Genomic DNA, 13634 nt, shown 5'->3' on the forward strand with positions numbered 1-13634 from the left:
AGGCGCGTCGCGTGATCGCGGGGCTCAGGGGTGTGGAAATAAAGACCGTTTCAGGGAGTTTGACGTCATGGCCGACGTACATGCCAAAGACCATGATTACCATCTTGTCGATCCGAGCCCATGGCCGATTCTGTGCTCGGGTAGCGCGCTGATCTCTGCGATTGGCGGAATCACCTGGATGCATGGTGGACCGTGGGCCATTTTCGCCGTCGGTATTATCGCTTTGCTTTATTGCATGTTCGCCTGGTGGCGTGACGTTGTGAATGAAGCTGAACATCAGGGCCATCATACCCCGGTGGTGCAGATTCACCTGCGCTATGGCATGATTCTGTTCATCGCCTCCGAAGTCATGTTCTTCGTGGCTTGGTTCTGGGCCTTTTTCGATACCGCGCTGTTTCCGAAAAACCTGGCTCATATCTGGCCGCCAGAAGGCATTGAAACGCTTGATCCCTGGCATCTGCCGCTGATCAACACGCTCATTCTGCTGCTGTCTGGCACCACGGTGACCTGGGCCCATCATGCGATCGTCCATGGCGACCGCAAGGGGCTGGCCCAGGGCCTGATCTGCACGGTCGTGCTTGGCGCCTGTTTCTCCGCTATTCAGGCTTACGAATATCATCATGCGACCTTTGCCTTCGCGGGCAGCATCTATGGTTCGACCTTCTATATGGCGACCGGCTTCCACGGTTTCCACGTGCTGGTCGGCACCCTGTTCTTGCTGGTCTGCCTGATCCGCGCGCTGAAGGGTCACTTCACTTCGGATCATCACTTCGGTCTCGAAGCTGCCGCCTGGTACTGGCATTTCGTTGACGTGGTCTGGCTGTTCCTGTTCGCCTGCATTTATGTGTGGGGATCTTCGGGCAGCTCTGCTGCAATGAATTGAGCATGATCGGCCATTCTGGTCATGTGATTGAAAATGTCTGACTGTCAGGCCCGCATGTTCTGCATGCGGGCCTGATTGTTAGAATGGGACTGCGGTATCTCTGAAGGAAAACGCGATGTTTGACGCCATACGCCGCTATCCGGGCCTCGGGATCACGGTTGTCATCGCCTTGGCCATCCTGTTGAAATTCGGTTTCTGGCAGCTCGACCGGCTGCATGAGAAAGAGGCTCTGCTGGCCGCAATCGACAGCGGCATGAAGGGCGCGCCGGTGCCGCTGCCGTTGCAGATCGAGCATGCGCAGGACTGGAACTACAAGCGCGTGACCCTGCGCGGGATCTTCGATCACACCAAGGAAATTCATCTGTTCTCCACCGCGGTCACCGGGCAGGGCGGCTATCATATCCTGACGCCGCTTATGCGGGCGGGCGGGGTGGCTGTGCTCGTCGATCGCGGCTGGGTGCCGGCGTCGCGCCTTGATCCCGCCACGCGGCCGGACGGGCAGATCGTCGGCCTGGTCGAGGTCTCGGGCATGAGCCGGGTCCCGCGCAAGGCCGGGTTTCTCGCCCCGAAGCCCCATGTGGCGGAGAATGAATGGTTCGCGCTCGATCTTCCGCCCATGGCCCAGGCCATCGGCTATAAGCTCGCCCCGATCATTGTCGAGGCGGATGACCGGCCCAATCTCGGCGGTCTGCCGATCGGCGGTCAGACCCGGGTCAAGATCCCGAACGATCACCTGCAATATGCGGTGACCTGGTTTGGCTTCGCCCTGGTGCTGATCGTCATTTATATTGTTTATATCAGGCGCCGCCGCTAATCTGCAGGCCGCCTGAGGACCTTATCTTACCGGAGATCTGGACGTGAAATACGTCAGTACGCGCGGTCGCGCGCCCGAACTTGATTTTGCCGATGTGACGCTTACGGGCCTCGCCCGTGATGGCGGGCTTTATGTCCCGGCCGCCTGGCCGCAGCTGAGCGCCGCCGATCTCCGCGCCTTGTCGGGGCTGTCCTATGCGGAGGCGGCGACCCGTATCATGGCGCCCTTCGTGGCTCCGGCGCTGACGTCGGATCAGTTGGGTGGTCTGGTGGAGGCAGCCTATAAAAGCTTCAGCCACCAGGCGGTGGTGCCGCTCGTGCAGCTCGACAGCGCCGATTGGCTGATGGAACTTTATCACGGCCCGACCCTCGCCTTCAAAGACGTGGCGCTTCAGTTGCTTGGTCAGTTTTTCGATCATTTCCTGACCGCGCGCGGACAAAAGGTGACGGTGGTCGGCGCGACTTCGGGCGATACCGGCTCGGCCGCAATTGAAGCCTGCCGGGATCGTGACTGCGTCGAGATTTTCATGCTCCATCCGGCCGGCCGGGTCTCGGATGTGCAGCGCCGTCAGATGACCACCGTGTTGTCGAACAATGTGCATAACATCGCGGTCGATGGCACGTTCGATGACTGTCAGGCCATGGTCAAGGCCATGTTCAATGATCTTGAGTTCCGCGACAGCCTCCATCTGTCGGCGGTCAATTCGATCAACTGGGCCCGGGTCATGGCGCAGGTGGTCTATTACGTGACGACGGCGGTCGCCCTCGGCGCACCTGATCGCGAAGTGGCGTTCTCGGTACCGACCGGCAATTTCGGCGATATCTATGCGGGCTATGTGGCGCGTCAGATGGGCGTGCCGATCCAGCAATTGATCGTCGCCACCAACATCAATGATATCCTTGCCCGCACGTTCGAAACCGGGGCCTATACCAAGGGTACGGTAGTACCGACCATCACCCCAAGCATGGACATTCAGGTCTCCAGCAATTTCGAACGGCTGCTGTTCGATCTTCATGGCCGCGACGGAGCGCAAGTCACCGGGCTTATGGATGACTTCGCGAACAGCGGCGAATTCCGCATCGGCGCCACCGAGCTTCAGTCGACGCGCGCCCTGTTCGACGCCACCCGCGTCAGCGAGGACGAAACCCGGGCCGCCATCAAGGCCACCTATGAGGCGACCGGCATGCTCGCCGATCCTCATACGGCGGTCGGCCTCGCGGCAGCAGCCCGCATGAGGCGCGACAGACATGTGCCCATGGTGACCCTCGCCACCGCCCACGCAGCAAAATTCCCCGACGCGGTCGAAGCGGCCACCGGCGTTCATCCGACCTTGCCCGCGCGCATGGGCGACCTGATGACGCGGGCCGAACGCTATGACAGCCTCCCCAATGACCTTGAGACCATCAAGGCGTATATTCGCAGCCATATCGGCGCAACCAAGGCTTTGGCATGACCCTAGAGATCACCACGCTTGCAAACGGCATGCGCGTCATCACCGAGACGATGCCGCAGCTTGAGACGGCCACCGTCGGCGTCTGGGCCGATGTCGGAGCCCGGCATGAAGACGCCGGGATCAACGGCATTGCCCATATGCTCGAACATATGGCCTTCAAGGGCACCGCACGCCGGACCGCACGTGGCATTGCCGAAGAAATCGAGAATGTGGGTGGTTATCTCAACGCCTATACCTCGCGCGAGAACACGGTTTATTACGCCCGCGTGCTCAAGGACGATGTGGCGCTCGGCGTCGATATCCTGTCCGACATCCTGTTGAATTCGACCTTCGAGCCCGACGAGCTTGAGCGCGAACGTCAGGTGATCCTGCAGGAAATCGGCCAGGCCAACGACACCCCGGACGACCTCGTGTTCGACATGCTGCAGGAGGCGACCTATCCGGGCCAGGCCATGGGACGGCCCATTCTCGGCACCAACGAGACGGTCGGGAATATGACCCGCGACCAGCTCGCGGGCTATATCGACACTCATTACCGGGGCGAACGTTTGGTCATGGTCGGGGTCGGCAAGGTCGATCATCAGGATCTGGTGCGCCGGGCTGAAGACACCTTCGGCAAGACCTCGGCCGGGCCCCGTCCCGCACCGGAAGCGGCCATCTATACCGGCGGCGAACGGCGCGAGACTCGCGTCCTAGAACAGGCCCATGTGACCCTCGGCTTCAATGGTCTCGCCTTTGATGATCCGGATTATTACGCCTTTCAGGTTTATTCGACCGTGCTCGGCGGCGGCATGTCTTCACGCCTCTTTCAGGAAGTGCGCGAAGTGCGCGGCCTCGCCTATTCGGTCTATTCCTTCGCACAGGGCTATGTGGACGGCGGCGGTCTGGGCGTCTATGCGGGGACCGGCGAAAAAGAAGTCGCCGACCTCATCCCGGTGATCGCCGGAGAAATGACGTCACTCGCCGCCAAAGCCGGTGCTGACGAGGTGGCACGTGGTCGCGCCCAGTTGAAGGCCGGGCTCCTGATGTCGCTTGAAAGCTCGTCCTCGCGCATGGACCAGATCGGCCGCCAGATGCTGATTTTCGGCCGCATCATCCCGATCGAGGAAATGGTCGCCGCCATCGACGCCGTAGACGAACAAGCCGTAGAACGCATGGCCATCCGCGTCCTGAAAGACGGCCCGCTGTCACTAGCCGCCATCGGCCCCTTAAGCGCCCTCGAAGACTACGACCGCATCGCCGCAAGGTTCAAGTAATGGATTGCCGGGTCAAGCCCGGCAATGACATATAATTTCAACGGTCATAACTAACCTTAAATTGTCATTGCCGGGCTTGACCCGGCAATCCATATTTCAACCGGCAATCCACTGCCTCAAGCATGCCCGGCATCGCTCGACAACATGCTGATATCAATCCCAAGCTTAGCCACCGCGCGCGGCCATTTCAGCGTCACATCGGTAAAAAACACCAGATTTTCATCGGCTTCCACCGTCAGCCAGCCATTGCGGTGCATTTCATTCTCAAGCTGGCCGGGCCCCCATCCGGCATACCCTAGGGCGATGAGATTCGCGCGCGGGCCACGGTTTTCGGCGATGGCCGAGAGCACATCGACGGTCGCGGTGAGGGCGATGGTCTCGCTCACCACCAGAGTCGTTTCCTGCACATAATCCGCCGAATGCAGCACGAAGCCGCGCCCGATTTCCACCGGGCCGCCAGCGAAAATCGGCACCTGCGGCGCCAACATGCGGGTCGGGATGCCGAGCTGGTTCATCAGTTCGGGGAAAGAGATGGCGGTATTCAGGCGGTTGATGACAAGCCCCATGGCGCCATCGGCGTTATGGGCGCAAACATAGATCACGCTGCGCGCGAACCTTGGGTCGTCCATGCTGGGCATGGCCAGTAAAAGTTGGCCGGTCAGATAGCCGTCGTCTTTGCGCATTGGCATGGGTCGTATATCCATTGAGATCGGAAGGGAGGATATCCTCTAAGGATCGGTCTTTTTCCGGTTGTGGGCAAGAAGGCGTTGCACAGGTCAAAGCTATCCGCTTGAGCTTTTGTCGGTCGTTCACGTTTCTTTGAAGCCGAAACAGCACATAGCCATTCTGTTCACAGCCCGAGACGTCTAGGCTGGGGACCATATTCATCTGCGGCCTCAAGGAGTATGACGCTTTCCATGCAAGCTTTGTGTTCGATTTCAGCCCTTATTTGCTGCGGGGTCGTGAGCGGAGCGCTCGCCGACGATCTGCCCTCCCGGGCGTCGCTCTGGGAGCTTGGGACCCAGGCGGATACGCGGCTGGTTTCTGCGGTCACGGCTGTGGCTCCCGGCCGCGATCAGCTTGAGCTTGGCTGGCAGGTGGCGTTGAAAGGCAAATGGAAAACCTATTGGCGCGCGCCGGGCGATGCCGGGTTGCCGCCGGATTGGGATTGGGCCGGGTCAACCAATGTGGCTGATGTGTCGGTCGGCTGGCCCGCGCCGGAACGCATGTCGGTATTCGGTCTCGACAGCTATATCTACCGCAACGATGTGGTGTTGCCGCTTCATGTCCGGCTCAAAAATCCGGGGCAGGCGGCCGATCTCAGGCTCAAGGTCGACTATATGGTGTGCGAGGAGATCTGCGTGCCGCTTGAGGCCCGCTACCGCCTGTTTGTCCCTGCGGGGACCGCGCAGCCGACCGCCGAAGCGGCGTTGATCCGCCTGTACGAAGCCCGCATTCCGCACCAGAAGGGCCCGGTCAGTATCTCCGCCGCACAATATGAGACCCATTGTGGCAAACCGCGTCTGACCCTGACGCTCGCAGCGGCCTTGCCGAAAAAAGCGGCGATCGACGTTTATGTGGACGGACCGGACGGCGTCACCTATGGCCGCCCGGTTGTAGCTGCGGACGGCCGGCGTCTGACGTTGGACGTGCGGGGCCTGAAATCTGTCGATCCCCGCAAGGCTGAACCAATCCATCTGGTGCTGCGCCCGCCTGCCGGCCAGCCCATTGCCTGGGACGGCGTGCCGCTTGCCTCCGCTCAGCAAACTTGTGTGCGGGCAGGGTCTTAAGTAAGCTTGGGCATAAGTTTCATTCCCCCCATGAGGAGAGCATGGCCATGACCATTAAAGTCGGTGATAAGCTACCGGACGCCACCCTGATGCATATGAGCAAGGATGGTCCCGCTCCGGTCAAGACCTCGGACTATTTCAAAGGCAAGACCGCGGTGCTGTTTTCGGTGCCGGGCGCTTTCACGCCCACCTGCTCCATGAAGCATCTGCCGGGATTCATTGAAAAAGCCGCCGAGTTCAAAGCCAAGGGTGTCGATGAACTCATCTGCATCGCCGTCAATGACGTCTTCGTCATGGACGCCTGGGGCAAAAGCCAGTCGGCGCAGGATCGGGTGACCATGCTCGCGGACGGCAACGGCGAATTCAGCCGTGCCCTCGGCCTCGGGCTTGACGCCACCAAATTCGGCATGGGCCAGCGCGGTCAGCGCTTCTCGCTCATTGTCAAAGACGGCGTCGTGAAGGACGTGAATGTCGAAGCCCCGGGCGAATTCAAGGTGTCAACCGCAGAACATGCTTTGGGCCAGCTTTAAGCTTTGCCTATGATTACGAGGATAGGGGGGCGTCAGCCCCCCTATTTTTTTGCCGATCATAGCAATATGATAAGACTCAAATAGGAATGTATGAGGGGACCGAATATGGGACCGTTTGCTGTAGCGATGATTGTGCTGGCCGTGATCATCATCTTCATGGGTGCGAAGGTGGTGCCGCAGGGTTTTGAATATACCGTGCAGCGCATGGGGCGCTATACGATGACGCTGCGCCCGGGCTTTCATATCATCATCCCGGTGATCGACGTGATCGGGGCTAAGATCAACATGCAGGAACAGGTGCTCGCCATCCCCAGTCAGGAGGCGATCACCCGTGACAACGCCATGGTGCGGGTCGATGGCGTGGTGTTCTATCAGGTCCTAGACGCCGCCAAAGCCGCTTATGAAGTGCGTCAGCTCGAACATGCGATCCTGCAGCTCACCATGACCAACATCCGTACCGTCATGGGCGGCATGGATCTTGACGAACTATTGTCGCAGCGCGACCGCATTAACGCCAAGCTTCTGAACGTGGTCGATGACGCCACAGCACCCTGGGGCATCAAGGTCACGCGCATTGAAATCAAGGACATGCAGCCGCCGACCGATCTTATTGACTCGATGGCCCGGCAGATGAAGGCGGAACGCGAAAAGCGCGCAAATATTCTCGAAGCCGAAGGCGTGCGTCAGGCCGAAATCCTCAAGGCCGAGGGCGAAAAGCAAGCCGCCATTCTCGCCGCTGAAGGCCGTCGCGAAGCCGCCTTTCGCGATGCCGAGGCCCGCGAACGCTCGGCCGAAGCCGAAGCCCGGGCCACCGACATGGTCTCGACCGCCATCTCGGCCGGCAATCCGCTCGCAATCAATTACTTCATCGCCCAGAAATATGTGACCGCGCTTGAAAGTTTCGCCCGCTCGCCCAGTCAGAAACTGGTGTTCATGCCGCTTGAAGCCTCAAGCGTCATCGGCTCCATCGGCGGCATTCAGGAACTGTGGAAAGGCCTCGGCGACGCAGGCGCAAGCGGGAGCGGCATTCCAAGCGCCGGACGTCCCCGGAGTTAAAGTAATGGAACATTTTGCTTCAGTAACCGAGTTGCTTGTCATGGATCACTGGACCTGGGCCATCATCGCCGTGGCGCTGGTGTCGATCGAAATCCTAGCCCCCGGCATCGCCTTTCTCTGGCTCGGCCTCGCGGCGGGGGCGATGGCCCTGTTGTTGATCGTCATTCCGGGATTGAGCCTAGGGCTACAGGGAGTGATCTATGCCGTACTGGCGGTGGTCAGCGTCTTCCTCGGCCGCAAGATCCTGCGCCGCAACCCCATAGCCACCGAAGACAGCCTGTTGAACCGCCGCGGCGCGCAATATGTCGGCCGGGTGTTCACGTTGGAGAACCCCTTAATAAACGGCCGCGGCAAAATCCGCGTCGACGACACCACCTGGGTCGTAGAAGGCCCCGACCTCCCCGCCGGAACCCATGTAAGGGTGACGGCCGTAGAACATGTGATCCTGAGGGTGGAACGGGTCGAGGGATAACCGCGTGCACCATGGATGACCGGGTCAAGCCCGGTCATGACAGCAAAAATCAGTGTTACTGCTGACCATGTTTTTTAATGTCATTGCCGGGCTTGACCCGGCAATCCATCAGCCTCTCAGCCCACAATACTCTCATAAAGATCGCACCACTCCGGATTCCCCGAGCGAATAAGCTCGATCTTCCATTGCCGCGACCAGTGTTTGATATTCTTCTCCCGCTGCAACGCAATCCGCACGTCGTCATGGGCCTCAAAATACACCAGCTGCTTAACGCCATGCTGCCTGGTAAAGCCTTCAACCAGCCCTTCACGATGTTCATAACAGCGCCGGACAAGATCACGGGTGACGCCCACATAAAGCGTCCCATTCGGCCGACTCGCGAGAATATAGACCCAGTAACAGCCTGTCATGCCACCAAGAATGGATTGCCGGGTCAAGCCCGGCAATGACAATTTTGGCAAAACAACAACCGTCGAAAATTAAGCAGTAATAATATCTGTCATTGCCGGGCTTGACCCGGCAATCCATCTACCCCACCCGCAATTCCTCAACCCCACGTCTTGCCAACGCATCCGCCCGTTCATTCCCGGCATGTCCGGCGTGGCCTTTGACCCAGATCCAGGTGACATCATGGGGCTTCAAGGCGTCATCCAGTTCCTGCCACAGGTCCACATTCTTGACCGGCTTTTTATCCGCCGTGCGCCAGCCGTTTTTCTTCCAGCCGTGGATCCATTTGGTGATGCCGTCCATGACATAGCGGCTGTCGGTATGGAGCGTCACCTTGCACGGCCGGGTCAGGGCATTGAGGCCCTCGATCGCGGCCTTAAGTTCCATACGGTTGTTGGTGCTGTCGGGTTCGCCGCCCCAAATCTCTTTCTGCTTGCCGTTCCACAGCAGGAGCGCGCCCCAGCCGCCCGGCCCCGGATTGCCCGAACAGGCGCCGTCGCTGTAAATCTCGACCTTGAGCGTGACAATAGGCCCGGTCATTCCGCGTCGAATCCATAGGTGGCGGCGCTCAGGCTCTGCTGATGGAACCTGAGCCGCTCCAGAAACGGAATCGGATTATGCGGCCGCACCAGCGCGCCATCGATCTGGTTGCGCCAGTCATACAACCGGGTCAGCAGGAACCGCAGCGCGGCCCCCCGGCAGAGGATCGGGAACGCCGCGATTTCCTGCGCTGTCATCGGCCGCACGGCCTGATAGCCCGCGACCATCTGCCGTGCCTTGGTGGCATTGAACGCGCCGTCCGGCTCAAAGCACCAGGCATTGATGCAGATGGCGAGGTCATAGGCGAGGGCGTCATTGCAGGCGAAATAGAAATCAATGATCCCCGACAGTTTCTCACCCAGGAAAAACACATTGTCGGGAAAGAGATCGGCATGAATGACACCGCTTGGCAGGTCATGGGGCCATGCGGCCTCAAGCCAGGCGATTTCATCGCGGATGGTCTGTTCAAGCCCGGGAGCCACGCTGTCCGCGCCCGGCGCGGCTTTGGCGGCCAGATCCTGCCAGCCCTCAAGCGACAGCGCATTGGCGCGAAAGCCGGTGAAATCCGCCGCCGCCTGATGAAGCTCGGCCAACGCCCGCCCGAGTTCCCCGCAATGAGCAAAGCTCGGCCGCTTGAGCGAGATGCCGTTCAGAAAGCTCACCATGGCCGCCGGACGGTCGCACAGAGTCTTCAGAGCGACGCCCTCAAGGTCATGCACCGGGCGCGGGCAGGTGATGCCGCGCGCCGCCAGATGATCCATGAGCGTAATGAAATAGGGCAGGTCCTCAGGCTTCACGCGCTTTTCATAAAGCGTCAGAATGAAGCTCCCGCCTTCGGTCTGCAGGAGGTAATTGGAATTCTCCACCCCCTCGGCAATGCCCTTGAAGGTGAGCACCGCCCCAAGGCCGTATTCGGCCACGAATGCGCTGATGTCATCGGCGGAAACTTCGGTATAGACAGCCATGATGTTGATTTTACGCGTTGAGGATCGAAGGGATTTTGAAGCTCACGTCTTCGGTGACGGTGGTGATGGTCTCGATGCTGGCATCAAACCGGGCCCGGCAGGCTTCGATCACTTCTTCCACCAGCGTTTCCGGGGCCGAGGCTCCGGCACTGATGCCAAGGGTACGCACGCCGTCAAACCAGCTCCAGTCGATGTCCGTAGCCCGCTGCACCAGATGCGACCGGCACCCGGCCTTGGCGGCGACTTCCACCAGACGCAGCGAATTCGATGAATTCGGTGCCCCGATCACCAGCACCAGATCGCAGCGTTCGGCAATGGCCTTGACGGCGTTCTGACGGTTGGTGGTGGCGTAGCAGATGTCTTCTTTTTTCGGCACATGAATGCCGGGGAAGCGGCGCTGCAGGGCGGCGACGATTTCCGTGGTGTCATCGACCGACAAGGTGGTCTGGGTGATATAGGCAAGCTTCGCCGGATCACGTGGCTCCAGGCGTTCCACATCGGCCACGGTCTCGATCAGGGTGATGGTGCCCTCGGGCAGCTGGCCCATGGTGCCGATCACTTCCGGATGCCCGGCATGGCCGATCAGCACAATCTCATAACCGCTGCGGTCGTGACGTTCGGCCTCGCGATGCACTTTGCTGACCAGCGGGCAGGTGGCGTCGAGAAACATCATATTGCGCCGCGTCGCCTCAGCCGGCACCGCTTTCGGCACGCCATGGGCCGAAAACACCACGGGGGCGTCGGCCGGAACTTCATCCAGCTCATCGACAAAGATCGCTCCACGTTTCTCAAGGCTTTCGACCACATAGCGGTTATGGACGATCTCATGCCGCACATAGACCGGCGGCCCGAATTTTTCGAGCGCCCGCTCCACAATCTGAATGGCACGGTCCACCCCGGCACAAAAGCCGCGCGGGCTGGCGATCAGGATGTCCATAGGCGGTCGGGTCATGCTGCTATCCTCTGTCATGGGGCGGTTATACACCATTTCCTGCCCAAGGGGAGAGGGAGGAAACCATCTCAGGCAAGCAGACTGCCGTCCGGCACCTTATGCTCAAAGCTCGCAAGCACCACGGCCCCGTCCTCCCGGTAAACCCCGGTGACCAGAACTTCCGAGCGGAACCCGGCAATGCGCTTCGGCGGGAAATTGGTAACGCAGAGCACCTGTTTCCCCAGCAAATCCGCCGGGCTGTACAAGTCCGTCACCTGCGCGCTCGATTGCTTGACCCCAAGCGGCCCGAGATTGACCCAAAGCTTATATGCGGGCTTTTTGGCCTCAGGAAAGGGCTCAACCCGTTCAATGGTGCCAATGCGCAAACCGATATTTTCAAAATCCTGCCAACTGATCATGGGGCGCTCACTACTGAATTAAAGATATAATGTCATTGCCGGGCCCGACCCGGCAATCCATCTCTCCGCCGCTCCCCGCTTGCCCCATGGATTACCGGGTCAAGCCCGGTAATGACAAGAAGATTGGCGCGGCGCGATAGCTTCGATATTGCCATATAATAATACCTGTCATTGCCGGGCCTGACCCGGCAATCCATCTCTCCGCCGCTCCCCTGCTTGTCCCGTGGATTACCGGGTCAAGCCCGGTAATGACAAGAAGTTTGGCGCGGCGCGATAGCTTCGATATTGCCATACCAAATACCTGTCATTGCCGGGCCTGACCCGGCAATCCATCTCTCCGCCGCTCCCCTGCTTGTCTCGTGGATTACCGGGTCAAGCCCGGTAATGACAAGAAGTTTGGAGCGGCATGATAGCTTCGTCAGGCCCTAATAAGCTGTCCCGACCGAACCCCCTACCTGTCATTGCCGGGCCTGACCCGGCAATCCATCTCTCCGCCGCTCACCCGCTGACCCCGTGGATTACCGGGTCAGGCCCGGTAATGACAAGAAGACCGAACCGGCACGATAACTCCCCCCCTCGCCAAACTCCAATTGACTCCCAAGGCCGCGCGCTTATGATCGGCCGACTTGCCATACAGACCTCTCGCGGGAGAGATCAACCCCGACAAGACAGCAATCTGAATGTCTTGCCGGAGACGACGCCGAAGGAGCAACCGCCCCGGAAACTCTCAGGCACAACGGACCGCGAGCAGACAGGCACTCTGGAAAGCAGGGCAGCGCAGGCTGTCTTCACCGACGGGGTAAGTCGAGCCCATTGCCAGATGGGAGCGGCGAAATCTCTCAGGTCCCAATGACAGAGGGGGCATTGCCGCACGAAGCGATTCGTGTGGCTGTGCTATACCTTTTTGCATCCATGGGAATTCCAGATGTCCGATACCGGCGACCAGGTCGAAATTCGCAAAACACCCCTCTATGATCTGCATGTCCGTCTGGGCGCGCGCATGGTGCCGTTCGCGGGCTATGCCATGCCGGTGCAGTATCCGGCCGGGATCCTCAAGGAACATGCGGCAACCCGCACGGGTGCCGGGCTGTTCGACGTCTCCCACATGGGGCAGGCGTTTCTCGATGGCCTCGACGGTCGCGATGTGGCGGCGACGCTGGAAGAAATCCTCCCCGGCGATCTGCGCGGGCTCACGCCCGGACGCCAGAAATACAGTTTGCTGATGAATGACGCGGGCGGTATCGAGGATGACCTGATGGTCACCCGCGTGGTGCCGGAACTCGGCGATAACCGGCTCTATCTCGTGGTCAACGCCGGCTGCAAGGAAACCGATTTCCCACGCATCGCTGCGGCGCTTGAGGGCAAGGCCCGGCTGACCCGGCTTGAGGACCGCGCGCTTCTCGCCCTTCAGGGGCCTGAGGCTGCCGCCGTGCTCGACCGTTTCGCCCCGGGTGTTGCCGCGCTTGAATTCATGGAAGCGGGCGTCTTCACCATCCTCGGCCAGTCCTGCTATGTCAGCCGCTCGGGCTACACCGGCGAAGATGGCTTCGAAATCTCCATCCCGAACAGCGGCGCGGTGGCCTTGGCCGAAGCTCTGCTTGGCGAACCGGAAGTCGAGCCCATCGGCCTCGGTGCCCGCGATTCGCTTCGTCTTGAGGCCGGGCTTTGCCTTTATGGCCATGACCTCGACCCCGCCACTTCGCCAGTTGAAGCCGGTCTGATGTGGGCCATCCCGAAACGCCGCCGGGAAGAGGCCAATTTCCCCGGTGCCGCCCGCGTGCTGAGCGAGCTCGCCTCCGGCCCGTCGCGCCGCCGCGTGGGGCTCAAACCCGAAGGCCGCATCCCGGCCCGCGAAGGCGCTGAAATCGTCGATGCTGACGGCCAGGTCATCGGCCTCGTCACCAGCGGCGGCTTCGGGCCCAGCGTGAACGGCCCCATCGCCATGGGCTATGTGGCTCCGGCTCACGTCGCCGTGGGGACCCGCGTCGGCCTTCTCGTGCGCGGCAAAGCCATCCCGGCCGAGGTCGTGGCGCTGCCCTTCGTCGCCCCACGCTACGTCCGTAAGGCCAAAATTTGAA

The 13634-nt window shown here is 60.4% G+C and carries 15 protein-coding genes and 2 riboswitches; of the genes, 9 read left to right on the plus strand and 6 right to left on the minus strand.

The genetic code is table 11. The features are described from left to right. The first annotated feature begins 67 nt into the window (after positions 1-67). The 4 genes from NYP16_RS05170 (at position 68) to NYP16_RS05185 (ending at position 4406) form a co-directional block, all read left to right on the plus strand. Positions 68-883, plus strand: a complete 816-nt coding sequence (locus NYP16_RS05170) for a cytochrome c oxidase subunit 3 (protein WP_274943054.1) — start codon at positions 68-70, stop codon at positions 881-883. Between the two features lie 115 nt (positions 884-998). Further along, complete coding sequence (locus NYP16_RS05175; protein WP_274943055.1) at positions 999-1697, plus strand: SURF1 family protein; 699 nt, start codon at positions 999-1001, stop codon at positions 1695-1697. 43 nt (positions 1698-1740) lie between these two features. Next, the gene (thrC, locus tag NYP16_RS05180) at positions 1741-3150 is read left to right on the plus strand and encodes a threonine synthase (RefSeq protein WP_274943056.1); all 1410 of its coding nucleotides are present in this window, start codon (positions 1741-1743) and stop codon (positions 3148-3150) included. After that, positions 3147-4406, plus strand: coding sequence for a M16 family metallopeptidase (locus NYP16_RS05185; RefSeq protein WP_274943057.1), 1260 nt, complete (start codon positions 3147-3149; stop codon positions 4404-4406). The genes thrC and NYP16_RS05185 overlap by 4 nt, the downstream gene beginning before the upstream one ends. Positions 4407-4522: 116 nt before the next feature. On the opposite strand, the gene NYP16_RS05190 is transcribed toward NYP16_RS05185, so the two are convergent. After that, complete coding sequence (locus NYP16_RS05190; protein WP_274943058.1) at positions 4523-5095, minus strand: YqgE/AlgH family protein; 573 nt, start codon at positions 5093-5095, stop codon at positions 4523-4525. Positions 5096-5311: 216 nt separating this feature from the next. Here NYP16_RS05190 and NYP16_RS05195 point away from each other — a divergent pair, with 216 nt between their 5' ends. The 4 genes from NYP16_RS05195 (at position 5312) to NYP16_RS05210 (ending at position 8254) form a co-directional block, all read left to right on the plus strand. Further along, positions 5312-6196 (plus strand): protein-disulfide reductase DsbD domain-containing protein, encoded by an 885-nt coding sequence (locus NYP16_RS05195; protein ID WP_274943059.1) that lies wholly within the window; start codon positions 5312-5314, stop codon positions 6194-6196. A 47-nt stretch (positions 6197-6243) separates the two neighbouring features. Then, entirely contained in the window at positions 6244-6726 is a 483-nt protein-coding gene (locus tag NYP16_RS05200) for a peroxiredoxin (RefSeq protein ID WP_274943060.1), read from the plus strand. Positions 6727-6831: 105 nt separating this feature from the next. Next, complete coding sequence (locus NYP16_RS05205) at positions 6832-7782, plus strand: SPFH domain-containing protein (RefSeq protein WP_274943061.1); 951 nt, start codon at positions 6832-6834, stop codon at positions 7780-7782. A gap of 4 nt (positions 7783-7786) precedes the next feature. Further along, positions 7787-8254: an NfeD family protein gene (locus tag NYP16_RS05210; protein WP_274943062.1), complete on the plus strand. Its 468-nt coding sequence runs from the start codon at positions 7787-7789 to the stop codon at positions 8252-8254. A 116-nt stretch (positions 8255-8370) separates the two neighbouring features. Here NYP16_RS05210 and NYP16_RS05215 read toward each other — a convergent pair whose 3' ends face one another. The 5 genes from NYP16_RS05215 to NYP16_RS05235 all read right to left on the minus strand — a co-directional run bounded on the left by NYP16_RS05215 (position 8371) and on the right by NYP16_RS05235 (position 11556). After that, a complete protein-coding gene (locus NYP16_RS05215; RefSeq protein ID WP_346742484.1) occupies positions 8371-8664 on the minus strand; it encodes a GIY-YIG nuclease family protein in 294 nt (97 codons plus the stop codon). A 118-nt stretch (positions 8665-8782) separates the two neighbouring features. Continuing rightward, positions 8783-9241, minus strand: coding sequence for a ribonuclease HI (gene rnhA / locus NYP16_RS05220; protein WP_274943064.1), 459 nt, complete (start codon positions 9239-9241; stop codon positions 8783-8785). Next, positions 9238-10206, minus strand: coding sequence for a homoserine kinase (locus NYP16_RS05225; RefSeq protein ID WP_274943065.1), 969 nt, complete (start codon positions 10204-10206; stop codon positions 9238-9240). The genes rnhA and NYP16_RS05225 overlap by 4 nt, the downstream gene beginning before the upstream one ends. 10 nt (positions 10207-10216) lie before the next feature. Continuing rightward, positions 10217-11158 carry a 4-hydroxy-3-methylbut-2-enyl diphosphate reductase gene (gene ispH, locus NYP16_RS05230; RefSeq protein ID WP_274943066.1) on the minus strand — a complete coding sequence of 314 codons (942 nt, stop codon included), beginning with the start codon at positions 11156-11158 and terminating at the stop codon, positions 10217-10219. Positions 11159-11226: 68 nt separating this feature from the next. Then, positions 11227-11556: a tRNA-binding protein gene (locus NYP16_RS05235; RefSeq protein WP_274943067.1), complete on the minus strand. Its 330-nt coding sequence runs from the start codon at positions 11554-11556 to the stop codon at positions 11227-11229. Between the two features lie 635 nt (positions 11557-12191). Further along, a riboswitch (glycine riboswitch) is annotated at positions 12192-12310 on the plus strand. Next, positions 12311-12422: riboswitch (glycine riboswitch) on the plus strand. It abuts the riboswitch before it with no gap. 59 nt (positions 12423-12481) lie between these two features. Between NYP16_RS05235 and gcvT the strand changes: the two genes are divergently transcribed. Next, positions 12482-13633, plus strand: a complete 1152-nt coding sequence (gcvT, locus tag NYP16_RS05240; RefSeq protein ID WP_274943068.1) for a glycine cleavage system aminomethyltransferase GcvT — start codon at positions 12482-12484, stop codon at positions 13631-13633. Position 13634 lies beyond the last annotated feature (1 nt).

This window comes from Govania unica (assembly GCF_027920805.1).
Classification (GTDB): domain Bacteria; phylum Pseudomonadota; class Alphaproteobacteria; order Sphingomonadales; family Govanellaceae; genus Govanella; species Govanella unica.

What these genes read in the sequence shown, in the direction of transcription:
- gcvT (WP_274943068.1), top strand. Translation starts at nt 12,482, where the DNA reads ATGTCCGATACCGGCGACCAGGTCGAAATTCGCAAAACACCCCTCTAT.
- NYP16_RS05170 (WP_274943054.1), top strand. Translation starts at nt 68, where the DNA reads ATGGCCGACGTACATGCCAAAGACCATGATTACCATCTTGTCGATCCG.
- NYP16_RS05185 (WP_274943057.1), top strand. Translation starts at nt 3,147, where the DNA reads ATGACCCTAGAGATCACCACGCTTGCAAACGGCATGCGCGTCATCACC.
- NYP16_RS05200 (WP_274943060.1), top strand. Translation starts at nt 6,244, where the DNA reads ATGACCATTAAAGTCGGTGATAAGCTACCGGACGCCACCCTGATGCAT.
- NYP16_RS05215 (WP_346742484.1), bottom strand. Translation starts at nt 8,664, where the DNA reads ATGACAGGCTGTTACTGGGTCTATATTCTCGCGAGTCGGCCGAATGGG.
- rnhA (WP_274943064.1), bottom strand. Translation starts at nt 9,241, where the DNA reads ATGACCGGGCCTATTGTCACGCTCAAGGTCGAGATTTACAGCGACGGC.
- NYP16_RS05235 (WP_274943067.1), bottom strand. Translation starts at nt 11,556, where the DNA reads ATGATCAGTTGGCAGGATTTTGAAAATATCGGTTTGCGCATTGGCACC.
- NYP16_RS05210 (WP_274943062.1), top strand. Translation starts at nt 7,787, where the DNA reads ATGGAACATTTTGCTTCAGTAACCGAGTTGCTTGTCATGGATCACTGG.
- NYP16_RS05205 (WP_274943061.1), top strand. Translation starts at nt 6,832, where the DNA reads ATGGGACCGTTTGCTGTAGCGATGATTGTGCTGGCCGTGATCATCATC.
- NYP16_RS05190 (WP_274943058.1), bottom strand. Translation starts at nt 5,095, where the DNA reads ATGCCAATGCGCAAAGACGACGGCTATCTGACCGGCCAACTTTTACTG.
- ispH (WP_274943066.1), bottom strand. Translation starts at nt 11,158, where the DNA reads ATGACCCGACCGCCTATGGACATCCTGATCGCCAGCCCGCGCGGCTTT.
- NYP16_RS05175 (WP_274943055.1), top strand. Translation starts at nt 999, where the DNA reads ATGTTTGACGCCATACGCCGCTATCCGGGCCTCGGGATCACGGTTGTC.
- NYP16_RS05195 (WP_274943059.1), top strand. Translation starts at nt 5,312, where the DNA reads ATGACGCTTTCCATGCAAGCTTTGTGTTCGATTTCAGCCCTTATTTGC.
- NYP16_RS05225 (WP_274943065.1), bottom strand. Translation starts at nt 10,206, where the DNA reads ATGGCTGTCTATACCGAAGTTTCCGCCGATGACATCAGCGCATTCGTG.